At 39.8% G+C, this 22,779-nt stretch carries 29 protein-coding genes and 1 riboswitch; of the genes, 5 read left to right on the top strand and 24 right to left on the bottom strand.

The window, feature by feature from the left end:
* Window positions 1-79 precede the first annotated feature (79 nt).
* Window positions 80-490 carry a CoA-binding protein gene (locus tag AC3ISB_RS11865; protein WP_098371897.1) on the bottom strand — a complete coding sequence of 137 codons (411 nt, stop codon included), beginning with the start codon at window positions 488-490 and terminating at the stop codon, window positions 80-82.
* A 491-nt stretch (window positions 491-981) separates the two neighbouring features.
* On the opposite strand from AC3ISB_RS11865, the gene plsY reads away from it, so the two are divergent.
* Window positions 982-1,569, top strand: a complete 588-nt coding sequence (gene plsY / locus AC3ISB_RS11860) for a glycerol-3-phosphate 1-O-acyltransferase PlsY (protein WP_098371896.1) — start codon at window positions 982-984, stop codon at window positions 1,567-1,569.
* A 56-nt stretch (window positions 1,570-1,625) separates the two neighbouring features.
* Here plsY and AC3ISB_RS11855 read toward each other — a convergent pair whose 3' ends face one another.
* Window positions 1,626-2,924 (bottom strand): globin-coupled sensor protein, encoded by a 1,299-nt coding sequence (locus AC3ISB_RS11855; protein ID WP_098371895.1) that lies wholly within the window; start codon window positions 2,922-2,924, stop codon window positions 1,626-1,628.
* 326 nt (window positions 2,925-3,250) lie between these two features.
* Here AC3ISB_RS11855 and AC3ISB_RS11850 point away from each other — a divergent pair, with 326 nt between their 5' ends.
* On the top strand, window positions 3,251-3,394 hold the full coding sequence (locus AC3ISB_RS11850; RefSeq protein ID WP_098371894.1) for a YycC family protein: 144 nt from the start codon (window positions 3,251-3,253) through the stop codon (window positions 3,392-3,394).
* Between the two features lie 53 nt (window positions 3,395-3,447).
* Here AC3ISB_RS11850 and AC3ISB_RS11845 read toward each other — a convergent pair whose 3' ends face one another.
* Complete coding sequence (locus AC3ISB_RS11845) at window positions 3,448-3,693, bottom strand: PadR family transcriptional regulator (RefSeq protein WP_489276490.1); 246 nt, start codon at window positions 3,691-3,693, stop codon at window positions 3,448-3,450.
* Between the two features lie 177 nt (window positions 3,694-3,870).
* Window positions 3,871-4,359, bottom strand: coding sequence for an NUDIX hydrolase (locus AC3ISB_RS11840; RefSeq protein WP_489276488.1), 489 nt, complete (start codon window positions 4,357-4,359; stop codon window positions 3,871-3,873).
* Between the two features lie 90 nt (window positions 4,360-4,449).
* Between AC3ISB_RS11840 and AC3ISB_RS11835 the strand changes: the two genes are divergently transcribed.
* Window positions 4,450-4,746, top strand: a complete 297-nt coding sequence (locus tag AC3ISB_RS11835; RefSeq protein WP_098371891.1) for a HesB/YadR/YfhF family protein — start codon at window positions 4,450-4,452, stop codon at window positions 4,744-4,746.
* A gap of 37 nt (window positions 4,747-4,783) precedes the next feature.
* Here AC3ISB_RS11835 and AC3ISB_RS11830 read toward each other — a convergent pair whose 3' ends face one another.
* The 7 genes from AC3ISB_RS11830 to acnA all read right to left on the bottom strand — a co-directional run bounded on the left by AC3ISB_RS11830 (window position 4,784) and on the right by acnA (window position 10,273).
* The gene (locus tag AC3ISB_RS11830) at window positions 4,784-5,077 is read right to left on the bottom strand and encodes a hypothetical protein (protein WP_141994294.1); all 294 of its coding nucleotides are present in this window, start codon (window positions 5,075-5,077) and stop codon (window positions 4,784-4,786) included.
* A gap of 25 nt (window positions 5,078-5,102) precedes the next feature.
* A complete protein-coding gene (locus AC3ISB_RS11825) occupies window positions 5,103-5,534 on the bottom strand; it encodes an acyl-CoA thioesterase (RefSeq protein WP_137018482.1) in 432 nt (143 codons plus the stop codon).
* A 159-nt stretch (window positions 5,535-5,693) separates the two neighbouring features.
* Complete coding sequence (gene tlp / locus AC3ISB_RS11820; protein WP_141994295.1) at window positions 5,694-5,939, bottom strand: small acid-soluble spore protein Tlp; 246 nt, start codon at window positions 5,937-5,939, stop codon at window positions 5,694-5,696.
* A gap of 58 nt (window positions 5,940-5,997) precedes the next feature.
* Window positions 5,998-6,141 carry an acid-soluble spore protein N gene (locus AC3ISB_RS11815; RefSeq protein WP_057275900.1) on the bottom strand — a complete coding sequence of 48 codons (144 nt, stop codon included), beginning with the start codon at window positions 6,139-6,141 and terminating at the stop codon, window positions 5,998-6,000.
* Between the two features lie 140 nt (window positions 6,142-6,281).
* Window positions 6,282-6,410, bottom strand: a complete 129-nt coding sequence (locus AC3ISB_RS11810) for an FbpB family small basic protein (protein WP_072272906.1) — start codon at window positions 6,408-6,410, stop codon at window positions 6,282-6,284.
* Window positions 6,411-6,821: 411 nt separating this feature from the next.
* Entirely contained in the window at window positions 6,822-7,355 is a 534-nt protein-coding gene (locus AC3ISB_RS11805; RefSeq protein ID WP_098371887.1) for a TlpA disulfide reductase family protein, read from the bottom strand.
* Window positions 7,356-7,561: 206 nt separating this feature from the next.
* On the bottom strand, window positions 7,562-10,273 hold the full coding sequence (acnA, locus tag AC3ISB_RS11800) for an aconitate hydratase AcnA (protein ID WP_141994296.1): 2,712 nt from the start codon (window positions 10,271-10,273) through the stop codon (window positions 7,562-7,564).
* A gap of 385 nt (window positions 10,274-10,658) precedes the next feature.
* Here acnA and sspO point away from each other — a divergent pair, with 385 nt between their 5' ends.
* Complete coding sequence (gene sspO, locus AC3ISB_RS11795) at window positions 10,659-10,811, top strand: small acid-soluble spore protein SspO (protein ID WP_034312428.1); 153 nt, start codon at window positions 10,659-10,661, stop codon at window positions 10,809-10,811.
* 140 nt (window positions 10,812-10,951) lie between these two features.
* Here sspO and AC3ISB_RS11790 read toward each other — a convergent pair whose 3' ends face one another.
* Window positions 10,952-11,215, bottom strand: coding sequence for a hypothetical protein (locus AC3ISB_RS11790; RefSeq protein ID WP_098371884.1), 264 nt, complete (start codon window positions 11,213-11,215; stop codon window positions 10,952-10,954).
* Between the two features lie 114 nt (window positions 11,216-11,329).
* On the opposite strand from AC3ISB_RS11790, the gene AC3ISB_RS11785 reads away from it, so the two are divergent.
* Complete coding sequence (locus AC3ISB_RS11785; RefSeq protein ID WP_063233544.1) at window positions 11,330-11,473, top strand: small acid-soluble spore protein P; 144 nt, start codon at window positions 11,330-11,332, stop codon at window positions 11,471-11,473.
* Window positions 11,474-11,644: 171 nt separating this feature from the next.
* Here AC3ISB_RS11785 and AC3ISB_RS11780 read toward each other — a convergent pair whose 3' ends face one another.
* The 12 genes from AC3ISB_RS11780 to menB form a co-directional block, all read right to left on the bottom strand.
* Window positions 11,645-12,664 carry a thiazole biosynthesis adenylyltransferase ThiF gene (locus AC3ISB_RS11780; RefSeq protein WP_141994297.1) on the bottom strand — a complete coding sequence of 340 codons (1,020 nt, stop codon included), beginning with the start codon at window positions 12,662-12,664 and terminating at the stop codon, window positions 11,645-11,647.
* The gene (locus tag AC3ISB_RS11775; protein WP_489276483.1) at window positions 12,661-13,428 is read right to left on the bottom strand and encodes a thiazole synthase; all 768 of its coding nucleotides are present in this window, start codon (window positions 13,426-13,428) and stop codon (window positions 12,661-12,663) included. The genes AC3ISB_RS11780 and AC3ISB_RS11775 overlap by 4 nt, the downstream gene beginning before the upstream one ends.
* 1 nt (window position 13,429) lies before the next feature.
* Complete coding sequence (gene thiS / locus AC3ISB_RS11770) at window positions 13,430-13,633, bottom strand: sulfur carrier protein ThiS (RefSeq protein ID WP_076371426.1); 204 nt, start codon at window positions 13,631-13,633, stop codon at window positions 13,430-13,432.
* 14 nt (window positions 13,634-13,647) lie between these two features.
* Window positions 13,648-14,772, bottom strand: a complete 1,125-nt coding sequence (thiO, locus tag AC3ISB_RS11765; RefSeq protein ID WP_480338950.1) for a glycine oxidase ThiO — start codon at window positions 14,770-14,772, stop codon at window positions 13,648-13,650.
* A 1-nt stretch (window position 14,773) separates the two neighbouring features.
* Entirely contained in the window at window positions 14,774-15,385 is a 612-nt protein-coding gene (locus tag AC3ISB_RS11760) for a thiamine phosphate synthase (RefSeq protein ID WP_098371881.1), read from the bottom strand.
* Window positions 15,386-15,425: 40 nt separating this feature from the next.
* Window positions 15,426-16,202, bottom strand: coding sequence for an energy-coupling factor transporter transmembrane component T family protein (locus AC3ISB_RS11755; protein WP_098371880.1), 777 nt, complete (start codon window positions 16,200-16,202; stop codon window positions 15,426-15,428).
* Window positions 16,203-17,666 (bottom strand): ABC transporter ATP-binding protein, encoded by a 1,464-nt coding sequence (locus tag AC3ISB_RS11750; protein WP_480338949.1) that lies wholly within the window; start codon window positions 17,664-17,666, stop codon window positions 16,203-16,205. It lies immediately after the preceding gene.
* 12 nt (window positions 17,667-17,678) lie between these two features.
* Entirely contained in the window at window positions 17,679-18,263 is a 585-nt protein-coding gene (locus tag AC3ISB_RS11745; RefSeq protein ID WP_480338948.1) for an ECF transporter S component, read from the bottom strand.
* 14 nt (window positions 18,264-18,277) lie between these two features.
* Entirely contained in the window at window positions 18,278-18,961 is a 684-nt protein-coding gene (gene tenA / locus AC3ISB_RS11740) for a thiaminase II (protein WP_144528082.1), read from the bottom strand.
* A gap of 133 nt (window positions 18,962-19,094) precedes the next feature.
* A riboswitch (TPP riboswitch) is annotated at window positions 19,095-19,223 on the bottom strand.
* A 134-nt stretch (window positions 19,224-19,357) separates the two neighbouring features.
* A complete protein-coding gene (locus AC3ISB_RS11735) occupies window positions 19,358-20,107 on the bottom strand; it encodes an SDR family NAD(P)-dependent oxidoreductase (RefSeq protein ID WP_489276479.1) in 750 nt (249 codons plus the stop codon).
* 48 nt (window positions 20,108-20,155) lie between these two features.
* Window positions 20,156-21,793 (bottom strand): AMP-binding protein, encoded by a 1,638-nt coding sequence (locus AC3ISB_RS11730; RefSeq protein WP_489276477.1) that lies wholly within the window; start codon window positions 21,791-21,793, stop codon window positions 20,156-20,158.
* Between the two features lie 18 nt (window positions 21,794-21,811).
* Entirely contained in the window at window positions 21,812-22,612 is an 801-nt protein-coding gene (gene menB / locus AC3ISB_RS11725) for a 1,4-dihydroxy-2-naphthoyl-CoA synthase (RefSeq protein WP_489276475.1), read from the bottom strand.
* Window positions 22,613-22,779 lie beyond the last annotated feature (167 nt).

The following is a 22,779-nucleotide window of genomic DNA, read 5'->3' as shown; positions in this document are numbered from 1 at the left end:
TATGGCTGCCTTTTAGTTTTTTTCTCCGGTTGAGATACAGCGATGCCTAAAAAAAAGAGCGGAAGTTCCGCTCTTCATTTTACTTGGTAAGGGCGTGTTCGACTTTTATGCATCGATTCATGATGACAGTATATCCTTTTTCTTTCAAAAAATTATAGGCTTCTTCATTTTCTACCCCTAGCTGCGCCCAAAAGATATCTGCATCGATTTCTGCAAATTCCTTGGCTATCTCCGGAAGGAACTCTGAACGGCGGAAAACATTGACGATATCGACGTGCCCTTCAATATCTTTCAGGGCTTTAACTGCCTTGACACCTAGCACTTCAGATATAGCAGGGTTTACCGGAATGATTTCATATCCGCTTTCCTGCATGGCCTTCGATACCATATAAGAAGTACGCTCAGGGTTATTAGATAAACCAACGACAGCAATGCGCTTTGATTTTTTCAACATCTTTCCCATTTCTTCCCTGCTTGGATTTTCTATCATTCTTTTCAATCCCCTTTATAATAAAATGTAATATTTGACTAAAGAGTATTCCTAACTAAGGTATTTTACAGACAAAAGCTGTTTATTGCCATTATTAAGAAAAACCATTATACAAGAAAGAAAAAGTTTCGAAAAGGCATGACTCACTTAACTTTCTTATGTTCATACAGACTACCACGTATTGTAACAATTTATACAAGGAGGCATCCATCATTTTATATTGACGAAAATAAGGAAGGCTAAACCTTTCACCCTTCATGAACTTAACGTATATCAAAAGATGTAAGTTCATCAAGGAAAATTCATTTTTTTAGTGGATTTTTTTTGGACAGCCATACCATTTTGTCACGAAAATGTTACAATAAGAGAAGCTTAACAGGTATTTTAAGGCTGTTTTTAGCTATTTCTACACGTTTATTTTTGAAAAAGGAACAATCGACACTTAAACGTGATAAAAAAAGAAGATTTTTCTTAAAAGAAAGGGTAATAGAATGCTTACATTTATCACTTTACTGGCTGCCTACCTGATCGGTTCGATTCCTTCCGGTTTAATAATTGGTAAAACATTTTACAAAATCGACATCCGGGAGCATGGCAGTAAAAATCTGGGCGGGACAAATACCTTCAGGACACTTGGTGTCAAGGCAGGGCTAACCGTTACTATCATGGATATACTTAAGGGTACCCTAGCAACTTTTCTGCCGTATATGCTAGGCGTGGACATGCATTTATTGCTAGCAGGAGTTATAGCGGTAATCGGTCATATGTTTCCCATTTTTGCAAACTTTCGGGGCGGAAAAGCGGTTGCAACTTCTGCTGGTGTCATTCTTGCTTATGAACCATGGTTTTTTGTCTTTGCCGTCATCATTTTCTTTATATCCTTATACATATCCAAATATGTCTCGCTTTCATCCATGATTGCTTGTCTACTTGCTCTCATCTACAGTTTAGTTTTTCATATTGATGATTTGGCGCTCATTATTGTAATTAGTATAATAACGATCTTCATTTTTTACCGGCATCGCGCAAACATCAAGCGGATTATTGATAAAACTGAACCGAAGGTAAAGTGGTTATAAGAACATGCGCATATCCAAGTGAAAATAGGCCCGTATGCATGGGCCTATTTTCCATTCTACAATTCATTAGCCGTGTTATTCAGGATACCGGCATGCCTCGAAACCTTTTCAGTATCGTTTCCGATTTCCTGGATGATTGACACTAATCCCTGAATTTTCATTTCCATTTCTGCAGAATCGGTTATATTCCCTTTGATAACACCGATTATTTCATTAAAAGAATTTTCTGTTAATTCCGATTCTTTTTCTCCTGCTTGAACCACTTCCTTGACCCTTAGGACAGAATCAACAACATCTTTCATATATTCATTTGATGTTTGCACGATTGCATCTATTTCAGCTATCGATTTTTTAGTCTGTTCAGCAAGTTTCCTGACCTCATTTGAAACAACTGCAAATCCATTACCATGTTCACCTGCCCGTGCTGCCTCGATTGCTGAGTTCAATGATAGTAAATTTGTCTGGTCGGCTATTCCCTGTACAAGCTTAACAAACTCGGTAATGCTTAAGAAAGATTGGTTTAATAAAACGATCTTTTCATCAACATTTTTCATGAAGATAACAAGGTTTTGTATCTTTTCCGTTAAGATCTGCATACGATTCTGCCCCTCTTCAGCCATTGTTTTTGAACGAAGTGATTGTTCAGCACGCGTTGCGATCTGCATTTTGACATATTGCCCGTTTTCTATCAATTGCTTAACGGAAGCATCCGTTTCTTCACTTAAATACAGGACTTCTTGACTAACTAACGAGATTTTACTTCTCACTTCCTCTTTTATTTCCTTATATTGATTTTCCCTAGCTTTTAAATTTTCCACTTCATATGCCTCAAGAACTAATTGCTGTTCGAGATTGAGTATTTTTCCTATCGCTGATATTAATGCACGCTGCTCTTCTTCATTCTGGGATTGTTCAAAGACAATTCTTTGCAAGTAATTCTGTACATTTTGAAAACCGGATGAATACCACCGGGGCTGTAAGCCAATTCGATAATGAGTCTTCGCCACCTTCGTCCGCAATTCAACAAAATCATCGTCAATCACACCATTGAATAAAGATAACATATGAGTAATTAACGTTTTCCTCAATTTTCCCACTGTGCTGTGCACCGTGATAATTCCTTTTAATTCAGGAACCTGTAGAATCGTTTGATAAAAGGCATCAACAACTCCCTCGACCTGAGGTTCAATTGCCTCTCTAAAAGCATGGATCAGCTTTAAATCGAATTCAGTTAAATCAATGATATTCACCTGCAGTTTCACCTGTTCACTGGTAACATCCAATATGCCATCCGTTTCTTTTACTTTTTGAAACCAGAATGCTTTTTCCGGCTTCGCTTTTATGAAAATCCCCATTTCCCTCTCCCCCTTATTTTGTAATTCACGATAAAGTGTATCCAAGATATTCCACCAAACCGATATGAGTCCCAATATCCATTTAATTAAAAATAAATCGATTATCTTTAAAATAAATGATTCATTAAGACTATATATAATTTATTCTGGCCTCATCGCAATTCTTTTGTCAAGGTAAAAGGACCCAGGATATTTCCACATTAACTTCCCATGAAAGGAATAGTATGAATTTCGTTTAATGGAGAAATGGTCAAGTAAGGATTGAATAATAGTAGAACAGAGGCTACACTGTAACTAGTTATTAAATATCGTTAGGAGAAAGTGCCATGAAGCCATTGCAAATATCACCGGAAACCGCATTAAAGTTATCCAAGTCACTAAACTTGCCTTTAGAACAAATCATGCATATGCCTACACCCGTCTTGCTGAGAAAGCTTGCCGAGGCAGAAGCAAAAGAAAATACAAAATAGCTGCAGGAATCTGCAGCTATTTTTGTGCGCACTCATATGTGTACAAAAAGACCTTACGGAGTATATCTTGAAAGCTGTTCCATTCTGCCCATTAATCTTGAAACTGAGCAATACCCAATTTCGTCGCATAAATATTTCCTTTTTAGTCCTTCTAAGGAATCCTGCCGGTAACTATTTAAATACTCTTTCTCTTCCAGCCTTTTTAAAGCTGGATACAGCATGCCTTCTTTTATAATGTAAATAACGATCATCTTATACCCATACATATCCTTTTGAGCCAAAAATGAAAGCAGCACCATCTTTTAAACAGCTCCGTTTTCCGCAAATCAGCATCTCCCTGTATATGGAAATTAATTAGATGGTATTTCGCTTTTAGCTTTATAATTTTCCGAATCTTGCTTACCCCATTAAATATACCAATTCCCTGAATATTATAGGAATCAATATATGCAAAAAAAAACGCACTTGGGCGGTTTTCAATTGGTGAAGAGCAATTCTTTTGCAAAATCAGGAAACGGCTTCTTTTTGACTGATATTAAGTGTTCATTTTTATAGGTACAGGCAAATTCTAGTGGTGGTTCATCCTGTAATATATCTTTTAGATAATACTTTATGTTGGACACAACTTCATTTGACTCCAAAACCCATTTATATGGCTTCCAGGCAAGTTCCCCTTCATCACAGGCAGATAGTCCGCCCCCTGCATCTTCAGCTCTGTAAACATACATTCCGCCCGTTTGATTCCATGTCACGATCCCTCGAAAGGCCATCCCCCTTACCTTCAATCCAGTTTCTTCAAGAATTTCCCGTTCCATCGATTCATCGATGGTTTCACCTTGTTCTATTTTCCCGCCTATACCATTCCATTTATGCCTATTCGGATTCTTTTGGCGAAATAGCATCAACACTTCAACTTCGTTGGATCTTTTTCGAGTTATGAAACAAATATTATATATAATATCCATGGTTGTTTCCTTTCTTAAACGCACATTATTCGCATCTACCTCATAATTACTTTATACTTAAATAACGAACCTCTAGGAAGGAGAATTAGTATGAAACTGACCATTTCCGATCAAGCAGCCAAGTGGTATATTGATGAGCTGGGGCTTCAAGAAGGCTCACATTTGCGCTTTTATGTAAGATATGGCGGGCATAGTACCGTCCAAAGCGGCTTTTCATTAGGTATCATGCAAGAAGAACCTGAAACAGCAGCAGCAGTAACAACTATGAATGAGATTAATTTTTATGTAGAAGAAAAGGATTTATGGTACTTTGATGATCACGATTTACTTATTACTTTTAATGAAAAACTGACTGAACCAGAATTCCACTATGAAAAGAGTGCCTGACAATAAAGCAGCGGTGTTAACTGCTGTTTTTTCTTGTTCAATCGAGCAGGCGCTCTTTTATATGTTCCGCCCTTAAAATTTCCGCTTGCTTGTCCCCTAAAAGATCGAAATGAGAATAGCCATCCTTCCTGTGGTGAATCCACTCTTTTTTAAGCCCGTATTTCTTACCCCACTCCGATAAACGCTGTAAATCTTTGCATCCCACTTTAGTAACCGTCTTGCAACCAGGAAATCGGTCATCTAGCCAATAATGAGTTAAAAAAGCTATTTGGCCTTGATCGATTTTCTGCTTCCAGGCCACTACGTCTCCCCGTTTAATCCCAAAAGCCATTTCTTGATCACCTCAATAAATATAATTAAACCAATTCATCCTGCTTTTTATTTTTCTCATAGGCCTCATGCCATTCAGGATACATGCGTTTAATGGATATCGGGCGGAAGCTCTCCTTTTTAACGCAAACGTGGGAAGAATGACCTGTAGCCGCCACTTCATTTTTCCCATTAACGATTTCATACCCATAAATGACCCGTAAGCCGTCATACTTTTCAATCCAGGTTTTAACTTTTACCTTATCACCATATCTAACAGGGGTTTTATACGAAGCCTGAATATCCATAACAGGTGAGAGGATGCCATCCGCTTCCATATCAGCATAATAAAATCCTAAATCATTTATCAATTTTGTCCTGCCTAATTCCATCCATATAAAATAATTCGCATGGTAGACAACACCCATTTGATCTGTCTCTGCATACCGCACTTCAATTTCGTTTTCAGCTATGAACATTATGTTTCCCCACTTTCATTTCTATTGCAATAAACATTCTACCATAACAAATGTGCAAATTTCATTTAAGCTGTCTTGATTGACTGCTTCCCTGCCATGAAAAACTAAAAGTAAAGAGGAGAAAGATTTTGCTCCTCTTTCTCCCCTTTACCCGGTTATTTACATATTATCGTTTCTATAACCGCTTTCCCGTGCTTCTTGCTCATCTTGCATTTCTTCCTTCATTCCTTCAATGCTCTTTCTTCTTCGGTCATTTTTGGCCTCAATTGCCTGTTTCTCCACACCTGATGTGAATGATAACGTTTCATTTGCAGCGGATATGTTTTCTTCTGTATTTTGAATCGCATCCTGAATTTTTTCAACATTATCCAAACGGTTATCCTGATTGTGTTTATAAGAGCCCATTAATTTTCACCTCATGTTTTTTTGTTTACATAATATTATTACGACTTTTTATCAAGGGTTACTCGCCTTTAGTTTGAATGACCTGAGGATGTTTACCGGATTTGTCCTGCATTTTCTTACCGTTATTCCCACCCGCTGCTATTGGTTGTGTCCCTAGATGGCTTGGTCTAAAGTGTTTGGAATCTTTTTTTGGATTACCCATTCTATCGCCTCCTTCTCTTATCATGGATTAAAAAGAGGAAATTCATGAATGCCAGTTTTTGAAAAAGCCATGAAAAAAGAGCCAGCACTTTGAAGGGACCTTCATGGCACTGGCTCTTTTTAATATATCTTTTGCAAAACTTATTCAGCCTTTTGCATATGTTTTTTTTCAAGACGTTCCTCAAGTCTTTCCATTTGTTTAACGTCCATCAATAATTCCCTTTTGTTTTCTTTAATTAATTCTTCAAATGTCCTTTTTCTTTTTTTCATGCTTTTCACCTACTTATTTTAATATACTATTCAGTATTGCCGAATTAACGTAAAATTATGACTATATGGTTTCCATCCCTAAAATTGTCATAATTATCAGATTTTTAATCCGATAAAGTTCCATTTCTCCACTCTCTATACTTTAACCCTTTTTTCACAAACATTAACCATAATTTTTTAATTTTTTTGATTTTTCCATTAAATTTTGACAACTTTGTTAACATACAATAAAACGGAACCTCAAGGTTCCGTCCGACTGTAGTAAAATTTCGGTGAAAGGCCAATTGACCTACCTTTTTGTTCTGAAAAAAACGTTCCCGTTGTTTTTAAGAATATCCGCTCCTTTACCGCCGACTGTCTGCCAAGTGACGCTAATTTCTTCAATACTGATTGAACTTCATAAAGGTTCCCCTACTGCATACTATTTATATTTCGTTCCATATCTTTAAGTTGCATGGCTGAAATTACCTTATTCCTGATAATGCCTTCTTTGTCGATGAAGTAAGTTGTTGGTATGCTAAGAATCTTGTAACGCTCATTCACTGGATTCTTGGCACTTTGACTGTCCAGCGGAATTGTAAAAGTAATTCCATTATCCTCTACAAATGCTTGTACATCGTTTTCGGGGTCAATATTGACGGCTAGAACGACGACATCATCACCAGCTTGCTGTGCATATTTCTCCATATCTGGCATTTCCTTCTTGCAAGGCGGACACCACGTTGCCCAAAAATTCAGCATTACCTTTTTACCCTTATAATCAGATAATTCAACTTGTTTCCCATCCAAAGTTTTCAGGGAGAAATCCGGTGCTTTAGCTCCAATTTCCAATCCGCCCAAAGCATCTTTTTCGTCATTTCCCTTTGGTTCATTATCCATCGCCTGCACGATCGCTACCGTAATAAGTGACAGTAAGGCCACCGAAGCAATAATTTTTTTAAGCATACTCGTCCTCCTAGTCCCATTACAATAAAAATATTAGTCCATTTCCAGAAATAGAACAACTTCCCTATTCCATCTTAACAATAAATGGACATCCGGAAAAGTGTAATTCCTTCAAATCATATCATGATATCGCTTTGTTTCATAAACTTGACACAAAAAAAGCGGTAAACCTGACAAGGAGGTTTACCGCTTCCTAAAAGCTGAAATTAGCCTTTTAATTTATTACGTAATACCATTTGAAGGATACCACCGTGACGGTAGTAGTCGATTTCGATTTCGGAATCGAAACGAACAAGCACATCAAATTCTTTTACGTTTCCAGCTTCATCAGTAGCTGTAACTGTTACGATATCACGAGGTTTAACTGTTTCGTCGATTTTAACTGCGATCGCTTCTTTACCAGTCAACCCAAGCGTTTCAGCGTTTTCGCCTTCTTTGAATTGAAGTGGAAGAACACCCATTAATGCAAGGTTAGAACGGTGAATACGTTCAAAGCTTTCAGCGATGACTGTTTTGATGCCAAGAAGGTTAGTACCTTTCGCAGCCCAGTCACGAGAGCTTCCCATACCATAGTCTTTACCAGCGATGACTGCAAGACCTGTTCCATCAGCTTTATATTTCATACAAGCATCATAGATGGCCATTACATCGCCTGTTGGCCAGTAAGTTGTGTATCCACCTTCTGTACCTGGAGCAACTTGGTTACGAATACGGATGTTTGCGAACGTTCCGCGCATCATCGCTTCATGGTTACCACGACGAGAACCGTAAGAGTTAAAGTCACGCGGTTTCACACCGTTTTCACGAAGGTAGATACCAGCTGGTGTATCTTTACCGATTGCACCTGCAGGAGAAATGTGGTCAGTTGTTACTGAGTCACCGAATTTACCTACTACGCGCAAACCAGAAAGCGGGTTAACTGAACCTGGTTCTGGTGATAATCCTTCAAAGAATGGAGGATTTTGAATATATGTTGATTTAGAATCGAAAGCATAAATTGCTTCGTTGCTAGTTTGGATTTCATTCCAACGTTTGTTATCGTTGAATACTGTTTCGTATTCTTTACGGAATAATTCCGGTGTAACTGTTGCTTTAACAGCAGCGTTAACTTCTTCTTGTGATGGCCAGATATCAGCAAGATATACATCGTTACCATCTTTGTCTTTACCAAGTGAATCATTGTTTAGATCGAAGTCCACAGTACCAGCAAGTGCATATGCAACAACCAAAGTAGGAGAAGCAAGATAGTTTGCTTTCACAAGTGGGTGAATACGTCCTTCAAAGTTACGGTTACCTGAAAGTACTGATGTTACTAGAAGATCTGCTTCAGCAACAGCTGCTTCGATTTCGTCCGCTAATGGACCTGAGTTACCGATACATGTAGTACAGCCATAACCAACTACGTTGAATCCTAATTGGTCAAGGTATGGTTGAAGACCAGCATCACGAAGGTAACCAGTAACAACTTTAGAACCTGGTGCCAATGATGTTTTAACATAATCTGGAACAGTTAAGCCTTTTTCAACTGCTTTTTTAGCAATAAGACCCGCTCCAAGCATTACATATGGGTTAGAAGTGTTCGTACAGCTTGTGATTGCAGCAATTGCAATCGCACCTGTTTTCATTACCGTTTCTTTACCATCCGCAAATTTAACAGTTACTTCTTTATCCAATTCAGAATTGTCCATGCCAAAACCTTGGTTGCCCATAGGTGCATTGATAGCATCATGGAAAGATTGTTTCATTTGAGAAAGTGGAATCAAATCTTGCGGGCGTTTAGGGCCTGAAAGGTTTGGTTCAATTGCTGAAAGGTCGATTTCCACAACATCATTGTATGCTGGATCTTCGTTTTCAGGAGAGTAGAACAATCCATTTTCTTTACAGTATGATTCAACCACTTTAATTTGATTTTCATCACGGCCTGTTAAGCGCATGTAATCGATCGCTTCTGCATCAACAGGGAAGAAACCAACTGTAGCACCGTATTCAGGAGCCATGTTAGCGATTGTTGCACGGTCAGCAAGTGGAAGGTATCCTACTCCTGGGCCGTAGAACTCAACGAATTTACCAACTACGCCGTGTGCACGAAGAACTTGTGTTACTTTCAATGCAAGGTCAGTAGCTGTTGTACCTTTAGGAAGTTGGCCAGTCAGTTTAACACCAACCACTTTTGGAACTGGGAAGTAAGAAGGCTGTCCAAGCATGCCTGCTTCTGCTTCGATACCGCCGACACCCCAACCAAGAACACCAATACCGTTGATCATTGTAGTATGTGAATCTGTACCGAAAACAGAGTCAGGGAATACTTCGAAGTCGCCGTTTGGAGTTTCAACAGCATGAACCACGTTCGCAAGGTACTCTAGGTTAACTTGGTGAACGATACCAGTTGCTGGTGGAACTGCACGATAGTTGTTGAATGATTTTTGAGCCCAGCTTAGGAACTGATAACGCTCTGCATTACGTTCGAATTCAAGATCCATATTGGCATCAAGGGAATCCATTGTACCTGCTTTATCAACTTGTACAGAGTGGTCAATTACAAGGTCAACCGGGATTTCCGGGTTGATTTTGTCAGGATCTCCACCAAGTGCTGCGAAAGCATTACGTAAAGAAGCTAAGTCAACAACAACTGGAACACCAGTGAAATCTTGTAGGATTACACGTGATGGCTTGAACGGAACATCTATATCTTGTTGCTCGCTTGTTCCCCATTTAGCAAGGTTCGCAACGTGTTCTTTTGTGATTACTCTTCCGTCCACTTGGCGAAGTACCGCTTCAAGTAATACTTTAATGGAATATGGAAGGCGTGATACTTGGCCGTCCCCTGCTTTTTCAATAGCGTCTAAGCTGTAGTAGTTGTAGCGTTGCCCATCAATTTCAAAGGACTTACGCGCTTGGTATACGTCATTTTTCGTCATGAATATTACCCCCTATTAAACTGTCAGAACTTATTCTGCACATAAAAGTAAAACCTGGTTCACTGAAACCATGTTTACCATAAATATAAGTAAAAAAGTTAGTTTGTCGAATTTTCTCTCTCTTCTCCCACTCTAACTCTTCCTTCAACTTAATACTAATATAGAAATGAGTATAAGTAAATAACAAGAAAGTTATTGTTTTTGATAAGTTTCTCTTATAGAAAAAAATCCCCCACATATTAAAGTGCATTTAGGAAGCCTTGCTGATATGCATTTTATTGAAAATACCCCAATTTGTAGTCTGATAAATTATTCCAGCAAAACATCTTAGCACTTCATACATAATCATTCGACATTATCGCATTCTATGGGTGGAGGTGTCGAAATGACAAAACAAAAGGCAAATCATGTTATACCAGGTATGAATGCTGCAAAAGCGCAAGGTAATGGAGCTGGTTACAATGATGAACTGGGAAATGAACCGCCATTATCTGAAATGCAAAGGCAAAATAATAAAAAAAGAAAGAAAAACCAATGATTTCCCTCATTTCTAGGCGTTAAATAGGATAGGCTTTTTGAAATGGCAGATGTACTGCATTTTTCAAAAAGCCTATTCCATTCTAAAATCAGGAAACGCATAATTAAAGCGCATGAACTCACGATGATGGAACCTGTCACTCAATATTCCTCTGAATTGACCTCATTGACGATTGCCTGAATATCCTGTTCGAATTTTTTCAATTGTTCTTTCTGATGTTCGGAAGCGGTGATTAAAGCAGACTGTATTTGCTGATAGGCCTCGTTCACTTCCTGCTTCACATGTTTCAATTCCGTTCCGTAATCCGGTGCGTTCTTCTCAATGGATGAGTATACATCAAATACCTGTTGATAACTTTGCTGGGCTTCCTGGAAAGTCCTTCGCTTATCTTGTTTATCCTGCATTTGGGTTCATCTCCTTAATTAGTGTCCATCAATAGCATGTACGAGGTTTGCAAATATATGTATGTGAATAAAATTTCTCGGACTGATTATCTTAAGAGATAGGAGGGATAGCACATGAACAAAAACGATGGTAAAGATATTCGAAAAAATGCTCCTAAAGGAAATAACCCAGGTCAACCTGCACCGTTAAGCGGTTCTCATAAGGTGAAAAACAGACAGCACACCCGTCAGAAGCATAATAGCAGTCATGATATGTAAGCTGCTTAAATAATCGTTCCATAACAAAGCGGTGCCGCCCAGAAAAGGCAGACACCGCTTTCGTTTTATGTTTGTAGAGCAAATAAGTCACAAAAAGAATTTTCGATTCCTTCCTATTATAAAGGCCACTGATTTTAACGTTTTAAGTCTTTGTTATTCCATTATTACAGTTCAGCCAATATAACGATGATATAACGTTTTTGCTTCGGCAATATCTTTAGTTCCATGAATCAATGCCCGCCCATCTTTAAAAACGACCAACCGATGGGCTCCGATCGTAAATGAAAGTAAATAAGGATTCCTTACGATCTTACCACCTTGTGCGAGAAGATTTTTTTCGATTTCCGCTAAGTCTCTTTCAAGATTCATCGCCGGCCGAATCTGGACAGAATCCCTTCCGCATAAAACGGCTGTTTTCGTTCGATTTGAATAGGAGAGATGGGGGTACGTTCGATTTGACCCGCATGACAAACAAGAATCTTTTTTTAATTGTGCTACATTTATGGATGAATGTTCATTTTTCCAAAGATCAAATGAAACGATTTTGTTTCTTAGTGATTCAAAATCTTCCACAAGGATTTTTAATGCTTCCGCCAGTTGATGGGCAACGACCGTTTGAACAGCAGGGCTGATGATTCCCACAGTATCACATGTCAGTCCTCCGATTGGAACCGTTTCCAGCAAACAATTCAAACATGGTGTCACCTCTGGGATCACCGTGTAACTTATCCCATAACTTCCTACACAGGCCCCGTAAATCCAAGGTATTTTATATTTTTGCGCAGTATCGTTTATAAGCATCCTCGTATCGAAATTATCTGTGGCATCCAATATTAAATCCACGCCTTCAACAAGCTTCGCCAATTCATCAACCGAAACATCCGCCACATGCGGTTTTACGATAACGTCTGAATTTAGCGCATTCAAACGATTCTTTGCTGCCACTGCTTTCGGTATTCTTTTTTTTGCATCATCTTCACAATAAAGCTGTTGTCTTTGAAGGTTGCTCCACTCTACATAATCTCTGTCCACAATGGTGAGTTTCCCAATTCCTGCTCGTACAAGACCTTCTGCACTTCCCGTACCGAGAGCACCCGCTCCAATCACCAAAACGTGTTTTTTGCGAATTTTCAATTGCCCTTCTTCCCCTATAGGGCCAAAAAGTTCTTGACGTGAATAACGTTCATTCATCCAATGCTCAATCCTTCAACTGGGCTGCTTGCTATCGCGTAATCATTTTTTGCGATTCTTCCTGCTTCATACCCTAATCGACCTGCCTCAATGGCCAGTTTCATTGCTTTCGCCATTTTGACGGGGTCTTTTGCGCCGGAAACAGCAGTGTTAAGCAATACGCCATCCGCCCCTAATTCCATGGCGATTGCCGCATCGGAGGGCGTCCCAATCCCTGCATCGACAATTACAGGAACCTCAGATTGTTCCATGATGAATCGTAAGTTCAGTGGGTTTATAATGCCTTGACCAGAGCCAATTGGTGAAGCGCCAGGCATGATTGCATGGCACCCCACTTCTTCCAGGCGCTTAGCGAGCAACACGTCATCCGAAGTATAGGGTAATACGGTGAATCCCAGTTTCACTAATTCTTCAGCAGCTTTTAAGGTTTCAATCGGATCAGGCAGCAGTGTTTTTTGACAGCCAATGACTTCTACCTTAATCATGTCACATAAGCCAGATGCCTTTGCAAGATGGGCTATGCGCACTGCTTCTTTGGCAGTTTTAGCTCCTGCTGTATTGGGAAGGAGTGTGTATTTTTTCAAATCAAGCTTTTCTAAAAAATTGGGCTGACTGACTTCAAAAATATTCATTCTCCGGACCGCAAATGTTAATATTTCCGTCTCCGAAACCTCCACTGATTGCTTTTGAACATCGAAGTTTGGATACTTTCCTGTACCTAATAACAATCTTGAAGAAAATTCATAAGAACCTATCTTTAACATATCATCCGCCTCCTACAAAATGTACAATCTCTACCTTGTCTCCATTTGACAAAAGTGTTTCACTTAGACTTTCTTTTGCTAATATTTCATCATTCAATTCAACAATCACCACTTTTTGATGTAAATCAAAGTGTTGCAGAAGCCCTGTAACTGTTGATTCATCAGCAGGAATCCGTATTTTTTCCCCGTTAATAATCAATTCCAATTCATCCACCTCCATTAAGAAAAAAGAGTCTGTATCGAACGATCCAATCGAAAAGCGGACCATTCGACATTTGTCTTCCTTTCTAAAAGATCAGCTATAAGTACACCTGTAATTGGAGAAAGCAGGATGCCATTCCTGTAGTGCCCCGTTGCAATGAAAAGTCCTTTGTATGCTGGATGTTCACCAAAGTACGGCAAGCCGTCCCCAGTTTGGGGGCGTATACCTGCCCATGTCTTTTCCAATTCCGTTCCTTTAATCGCCGGAAGCAATTGCGTTGCCTTTTCTATTAACGTAGAAATCCCGTCAAGACTTACCTTTTGATCGAAAGTGTTCGCTTTAACCGTTGCCCCGACAATGATTCTTCCACCAACTTTGGGCACAAGATAACAGCCATGTGAGAAGATTGTCTTTTCAAGCAATGGACGATCGGTCAGGACGGAAAAGCACTCACCCTTTACTGGATAACTGTCGAGTCTCATCCCTGTTTTTTCAAGGAGGAAAGCACTCCAAGCCCCACCTGCCACGATGACATTTTTACTTGAAAATCCACCTATGTTCGTGACCACTCCCGTCACACATCCGTTTTCCTTAACTAAATCGGAGACATGAACAAACTCCTTTATATCTACACCAAGGGCAGCTGCAGATTCAGTAAATGCGAGCGACAGCCTAGTGGCTGAAACTTGTCCATCCTTCGGAATGAACATGGCCCCCTTAATCTCATCCGATAGAAGCGGTTCCGTTTTTCTTATTTCTGCAGTCGATAGCCATTCAGCCTCAAGTCCCGCTTCTTGCTGGACTTTGATCATGTTCTTCAACTCGGCTACCTGATCATTCGTTAGCGCCACCTTAAACATGCCCTTGTTCACAAATTCGATGTCTATTCCACTTATGTCTTTTAATTCTTCCGCCAGTGCAGGAAACATCCCCCTGCTTCGGCTTGCCAATGTAAAAAGCGGGTTATCAGCATCCAACTCGGATTGTGCCCCTAACATCCCGGCTGCAGCACTGGATGCTTTACTGGCGAGTCTATCTTTTTCCAATAAAAGGACCTTTTTACCTCGTTTGGCTAATTGAAAAGCGATGGATCCACCTATTACTCCTCCCCCAACAATGATTGCATCATATATGGAATTCATCTTATGTCTCCTTTCCCAAAGACTTCGAATATTCTTTAACGGCTTTAATCGGATTTTCAGATTCAAGCACACCTGACATGACGGCAATTCCGCGTACCCCCGCATCCAGCACGACTTGGCAATTGAAAGGTGTTACTCCGCCTATCGCAATTATCGGAAGATTGACATTTCTTGTGATTGCATGAAGCTCCTTAACTCCCTTAGGAGGAAGTCCGATTTTTGAATCCGTTTCAAAAACATGTCCATAAATCGCGTAATTGGCTCCTTTGCTGAATGCGGCTTTCGCTTCATCCATGGAATGGATCGAACAGCCAACATTCATCCCTGGAAAAGCTCCTTTTACGACTCCCGCATCTAAACTATGAAAAGCCAATTGCACACCAAATACTTTGTGTACCCAGGCTACATCCACCCGGTCATTTATGACGATCTTAGATAGTGGAATCTTATTATCATGTAACAGGGTCACTGCTCGATAGAGTTCCGACGCACTCATCTGCTTTTCCCTTAGATAAAAGAAATCAACATGTTCCTGAATGTTTGAAGCGATCTCAACAAACTTTTCAATTGGCTGTTTCCCAGTAGAAATAATATGCAATTCATGTGCATTCATACTAAGAACCCCTAACTAGTAAAGTTACAATCTCATAAAATCAAATAGATACTAACGGGAATTGAATCGATAGATAAAAGCCGGCCAACAGCAGGATGATAAAATACAAAATGAAACCATGATCCTTTTTTGAAAATCCAAATTCATAAAAGTATGTTCGATCCCGAGTGTCTGTAAATCGCTTTGCCTCCATCGCAACCGCGATTCGGTGAGCACGTCTGATGCTTCCGGATAACAACGGGATGGAATAGGCTTTCATTTTAAAATATACCGATCTTATCCCTTTTCCCCTTTCGAAACCGCGTACCTTCATCGCGTTTCGTATCGTTTGGAACTCCTCCATCATGATGGGAATCAGCCTTAATGCCGCCATGAAACTATAGGCATATTTCGGTTTAAGCTTAACTTGCTGCATTAACGAATAAAACAAGTTCACTGGCCTCGTCGTTAATGAAAAAGTTAAACCAAGAGCCGCAAAGAACAAAGCTCGAAAGCCCACCAGTAAACCCCTCATGAAACTTTCTTCCGTAATCGATATCAGGCCCCACTCAAACCAAAGCGTCTCACCTTGCCCGAATAATATCATTGCGGAAGAGGTGGATATAAAAATGAAACAAAAGGGAATCGACAAAAGTAAGATTCGTTTTATCGAATGCCCGGTAAAAAACAAAAATAAAAGTAATACGCCAATGGTGATATTCATCATATAATTCAGGTCATGAATGAATAACGCCACGATGCATAACACAATCAGTACACCAAGTTTAAGGCTTGGATTAATTCTATGGAGCCATGTTTCTGCATTTGAAACATTCATCTACATGACACTCCTTTTAACTTTGGTCTCCAATAATCCTGATTGCGCAATGTTTTCATCACTTATTACGTTTCCGTCCTTAACCGTCCAGATCCTTGTTGCAAAGTTCTTTGAAATATGATCATCATGAGTTACCATGATCACTGTTATTCCGCGCCTTCGATATTCCTCAAACCATTCCAGTAATGCAAAGGTATTTTTCGAATCTTGGCCAAAGGTTGGCTCATCAAGTAGAATGATTTTTTTGTCTATTACGATTGAAGCAGCTACGCTTAAGCGACGCTTTTGACCCATTGATAATTGAAACGGATGTTTATCCCGATGCGCCTCAAGGCGGAACACTTTAAGCAATGAGCGGACTCTCTCATCTATTTCTTGTTGCGGCCTTTTGTCAATTCGCAATGAATAGGCAATCTCTTCATATACAGTATTTGCAACGAACTGAAACTCGGGATTTTGAAAGACAAACGTCATATGATCCGTTGGGTTTTTCACCCTTTTAATGGGGGTCCCCATTAATTCATACTTACCATTCGTTTTTATGAACTGCATCAGTGCATGCAAAAGAGTACTCTTCCCCGCGCCATTTTCTCCCCTGATTACAATCCATTCCCCTGAATGAACCTTCAGCTCTTCAACCTTGATTTTTTCCTCTTTATTCCGAAAACCGCTAAATCCTTGCACATGCATAAGGAGTGAACCATCTGTAAATTGGTGTTCACGAATTGGTGAATACTCATTTACATATTCATCCCAAACACCAGGGAACCAAATTCCATGTTCTTTCATTTCATTTTTATATTGTGAAAGAATGGTGTCTCTTGGACCATCAGCCATGATTTGACCTTCATCGTTTAAAAGCACGATTCGTTCGATGAATTCTAAAACATGGTCAATTTTATGCTCGACGATAATAACCGTTTTGTCTCGTCCGACTTCCTTCAATAAGTCCCAGATTTCTTTTGTTCCTTCCGGATCAAGCATGGCGGTCGGTTCATCTAAAAATATTACTTCTGGTTCAAGGGCCAATACTGAAGCGATTGCCAGACGCTGTTTCATCCCGCCTGATAATGTTTCTATACTTGTATGGCCTAGGTTCAATCCTACTTTACGGAAATGATTTTGGATCTTCTCTCTCATTTCTTCTCTAGGGATGGAAAGATTCTCAAGTACGAAGGCAATTTCCTCATCGGCAAATGGCATGCAAAACTGACTATCAGGGTCTTGAAAAACATATCCCCATGAAGAAGGGCATTTCAATTTATCCGCTTTCATCGGTACTTCGATGGAATTCGGAATCAAACCGCTTAACACTTGCAGAAGTGTGGATTTACCACATCCTGATGGTCCCAACAATAACACTTTTTCTCCTTTATCAAACGATAAGGATAGATCCTTGAATATCAAAGATTCATCACCGGGAAATTTCATTCTTAACTTCTCAACTGAAACGATTGGTTCCATGGCCCTCAACCTCTACTTTTGATCCAGTTCTGCATAATCTTTACTTGTAACCGGACGAACAAGATTGGTTACTCCTGTTGCTTCCAGAACCTTGACTAGATAATAGGCAGTCACACCTGCAAAGAATACGGAACCCACAAACCTCGCTATCATGAACAACAAAAGATTCCAAGTAGAAAGCGCACCTATTTCCCCGTATGCAAAATCCATTATTACTGATGCAAGGCAGGAAGCTACCGCAGCTAAAACAGTCACCGACATATTGAATTTTTTATATTTGAACGCCATGAACACCAGCTCCGCGAACAAACCTTGGACCACCCCATATAACAGTACGGTCAGCCCCCATGGAGAACCTAGAAAGAATTCCCCGGAAGCTGCAGCAATCTCCGCCAAAAGTGCCACACCCGGTTTCCGTAAAATTAAAAAGGCGACGGGACCAGCTATAAACCACATTCCATAAATAAGTTGATCCAGATGTAATCCTAATGGTTTAACGGAATAGTAAATCGAACCCCAAAGGATATAAACGATTCCAAATGCTACCGCAATCACAATCGTGACTAATATATCAGTTAATTTCAATCCTTTTTTCATTATTTCATTCTCCTTTATACTTCTAGTGTTTCCTGATGCACAGGCCATGTCTCTAAACGATAAGCCATTTCCCAAAATGAGTATTCATATTGGCTGCTAAGGATAAAATGCTCTTTCATTCTCTCCTTATCTTCGTCTGTTACTTTTTCAGCAATCTCATCAAGCCTTGCAATTTGTTCTTCCACCAAAGTGCGGAACCACTCTCCTCCGTAAGCCGCTATCCATTCTTGATAAATCGGCTCTTCGGGTACGCACCCTTGCAGCTTTTCACCTATTTCATAATACAGCCAGTAACACGGCAAGATAGCTGCAATAACATCCCCTAAATGTCCCGAATAAGCTGCACGATACATATGGGAAGTATAAGCATAAGCAGTCGGGGCAGGTTTGAAATTTTCCCTTTCTTCTTTTGTGATGCCTAATCTCTCAGAAAAATTCTCATGAAGTTTCAACTCCGCTTCATATGTTCCTTGTGCATGGCCGGCAAGCCTGCTTGTTGTATGTAAATCTGTAGCTTTGACTGCCCCTAAAGCTTGAACCCTGGCAAAATGAGATAAATAATAGGCATCTTGCATGACATAAAAACGAAAACACTCCAATGGTAATGTGCCATCTCCTATTCCTGCAACAAACGGGTGATTAAAACTAGCTTCCCAAATATGATCAACTTCCCGACGAATTTCCTCTGAAAACTTCATGTCCATTACCTCCAAATTGTATTTTTCAATGAATCTTACAGAAAAAAACCTTTATCACCCCTTTTTTTGCAAACAAAAAACCACTTTCTTAAACGTAAAGAAAGTGGTTGTGCTTGAAAAATACAGAAACGTATTGTTCCAGACCCCACTTCCCTACGCTGGTATAAACCAGATCAGGTTCTAAGGGTCTTAAAGTCATACTTTAATCTCAGCTTCTGCGGTAAAATCAACTTTTACCTATAAAGCACCCCTAGTGGTACAAATTGTATATTTAATTTTCATTTGCCTTTATATTAACACGATAAATCCAATTGTCAAACGTATTAGAAAAGTTTTCAACCTAATGCTTTTGGTTTACTAGCCTTTCAATCTTGCATAACCACCTAACTTGATTGATTAAACCATTGTTAATCCACCATTTACGGAAAGAGTTTGCCCCGTAATATACCCGGCATCTTCCGAAACGAAATAGGCAACGGCACTGGCAATGTCCTCTGGTTGAGCTAGCCGACGAAATGGAATCGCTTTTTCCAAGGCGCCTGCTATACCTTCATTATATGAGCCTATTTCTTGAAATAGGGGCGTATCAGCAGGACCTGGCGCAATACAATTGATGTTGAGTTTGTGACGTGCCATTTCTCTTGCTATCGTTTTTGTGAAGGCAATCACCCCTCCCTTAGCAGCCGAATAAACTGCCTCTCCACTTGATCCTACTCTAGCTGCATCGGATGCAATATTCACTACCTTTCCGTAACCATTTTCAATCATGAGAGGTAAAATTTCCTTGCAAGTATGGATCTGCCCAAGTAAATTAATATCGATAATCCTTTTCCAAGTGCTAGGATCACTTTTTAAAAAAGGTTCCACCTTATCCCAGCCTGCATTATTAACCAATATATCTATTCTATGATAATGGTTCACTGATTCTTCAACGGCTTTTTTAACACTTTCTAATTTCGTTACATCACAATGGACCGCTCTAGCTTCAAAACCCGACTTTTCGATTAAAGTAACCGTTTCCTCAGCATTTTTATGATTTATATCAGCCACTATGATGTTAAAATTGCGAGAAGCCAATTTTTTTGCAATCTCTCTGCCAATTCCGCTTCCAGCACCGGTAATAAATGCCATTCTTTTATTCATCATATTTCCCTCCACTTTCACCATTTAGTCAATATGGATTTATTAAGCTGCTTATATATTGTCGATTATCTTTTCATTTATCATTTCCCGGAGCCGGAATTTCTGGATTTTCCCGCTTGCCGTACGAGGAAAGTCATCCATTATTTCAAGAAATTCAGGCCAATATTGTTTGGCCAAACCCTTTTCCGAGAGAAATTCCTGCATGGAATCCATCGTGATCGGGCTCTTGCCCGTTTTCATGCTGATACATGCACATGCTTTTTCCTGAAGACGGGAATCTGGAACCGCAATAACCTGAGCACTAGAAATATCCGGGTGTTCATATAATACATTTTCTACATAAGCGACTGGAATATTTTCACCGCCACGTATGATTATGTCTTTGTTTCTTCCAGAAATTCGAATATATCCGTCTTCATCCATGAATGCTCGATCACCGGTAATGAACCATCCGTCACTATACTCAGCTAAAGTATCATCGATCCGTTTAAAATAGCCGACAAAAAGAGCCGGACCCTTTACTAATAAAGAGCCTTCTATATTCGGGGCACAGACCTCCCCTTCAAAATCGACGACCTTTAGTTCCATTCCCGGAAACGGAATTCCATCGGTATTCGTCAGTTTTTCTTCTGGATCTTCAAGTCTCGTCAAGGTTACCAAGCCATCTTCTGTTTGCCCCCATCCTGACAATATCTTGAAAGGTACTTTTTCCATGGCTTCCTTTACTAAATGCCTGGGAATCGGGGCACCTAAAGCTACGAAGACTCGTAGCGAATTAAGGTCATACCTTTCTATCCCCTCCATTTGAACCGTATCTTGCAGAAAAGGAGTAGCTCCGGCCGTAAACGTTATCTTTTCCCTCTCAACCCATTCAATAAACTCTCTCGGATTCCAAATGTCTTGATAGACTCCCGTACCTCCAATATGAGTAGGGAGCCTAACTCCATAACCAAAACCTGTTTGATGGGCGAACGTTGACGCCATGAAAAGAACATCATCGGATGTTAAATGTAGGCGGTCAATCCAATAATTCGTTGATATACAAAGAGTATTATGTGTATGCATAACTCCTTTTGGACTCCCTGTGGTTCCCGAGGTAAAGATAATTTCAGTCACTTCATTGGGGTCATGTGTGATTTCATCCAAAATGGATGAATCCATCCTGTCTTCCCAAGGTTCCTCAAATAAGGAGGAGAACAGTTTCATCCCATTCGGCGCACTGTCACCAATCACATATATATGTTTCATTGATGGCCATTGATGACTTAGTCTTTCAATCATGTCAGGGTAATAAAACCCACGGAAATACTCTGGTACAACAATCATTTTAGATTCTGCCATCCCAACCATATAGCCAATTTCCCTATCTCGATAAATAGGTATCAATGGATTGCTAATGGCACCGATTCTTGTAATAGCATAGTGCAAGATTATAAATTCATTCCAGTTAGGCAGTTGAAAAGAGACAACATCCTCCTTACCCAATCCTATATGCAAGAGACCCAAAGCGATCCGATCGACCAACTTACCAAGCTGCTTATAAGTAAAACTACTTTTTTTATCGATAATCGCCATCTTATCTGGATGCTTTACTATAGCATCATTCAAGTAATCCAAGATGGTTCGGTTTGGCCAAACGCCTTGAAATTCCCCCACATATTCCTGAGTCAAAATCGTCTCCAATTTCACCAGTTTTCATCCCCCTCATCAACCTCTGAATTTTTTAAAATCTACAGGCCTCTTTTCTAGGAAGGCGTTTTTTCCTTCTTCCGATTCTTTTGTATTGTAAAACATCGCTAAACTGCCCATCGATAGTTGAGAAATCCCTTGAATGTTAGCACTATCTGCATTAAAGGAATATTTGAGCATTTTTAGCGCAGTAGGACTCTTATCAAGGATCTTTCTTGCCCATTCTTCTGCTGCCTCGTGCAGTTGTTCCGAGGCAACGATTTTGTTTACAAGTCCCATTTCTTTTGCTTCTTGTGCAGAATATTGTTCACATAAATACCAGATTTCCCTTGCTTTCTTTTCTCCGACAATTCGTGCTAAATAAGCTGAACCAAAACCTGCATCATAACTACCGACCTTTGGCCCACTCTGGCCAAATTTTGCCGTGTCAGATGCAATTGTTAGGTCACAAATGACATGAAGGACATGCCCGCCTCCGATGGCAAACCCATTAACCGCTGCAATGACCGGCTTAGGAATGTTGCGGATCGTTTGGTGCAGCGTTTCGATTTCCAGTCCCATTCCACCTCCTAAACCACCCGAATGATTATATCCCCCTTCCTCTCCCTTTTCTTTTTGATCTCCACCTACACAAAATGCCTTCTCACCTGCTCCAGTCAGAATCACTATACCAACACGATTATCATCCCAAGCGTCCCGGAAAGCCCAAATTAATTCCTGAATGGTTCTGGCACGAAAAGCATTGTAAACTTTAGTTCTGTTCATTGTTATCTTTGCAATTCCACCTTTTTTTTCATAGATTACATCTGTTAATTCCATCGTTTTCATTCCCTTCATTATCTTAGTCTATTAAGAATGTTTTGCCTTGTATCACATCAATTCACTGTTAATTACGAACTTAATCGGTACCTAATACGACTGTAAATAATTTTTATTTCTTGGTAATATTTTCCGTTTCAACTGAATGTAAAAATACTAATCCATTG

This window comes from Peribacillus sp. GL_122 (assembly GCF_057835005.1).
This window is presented reverse-complemented; position numbering and strand designations above follow the sequence as displayed.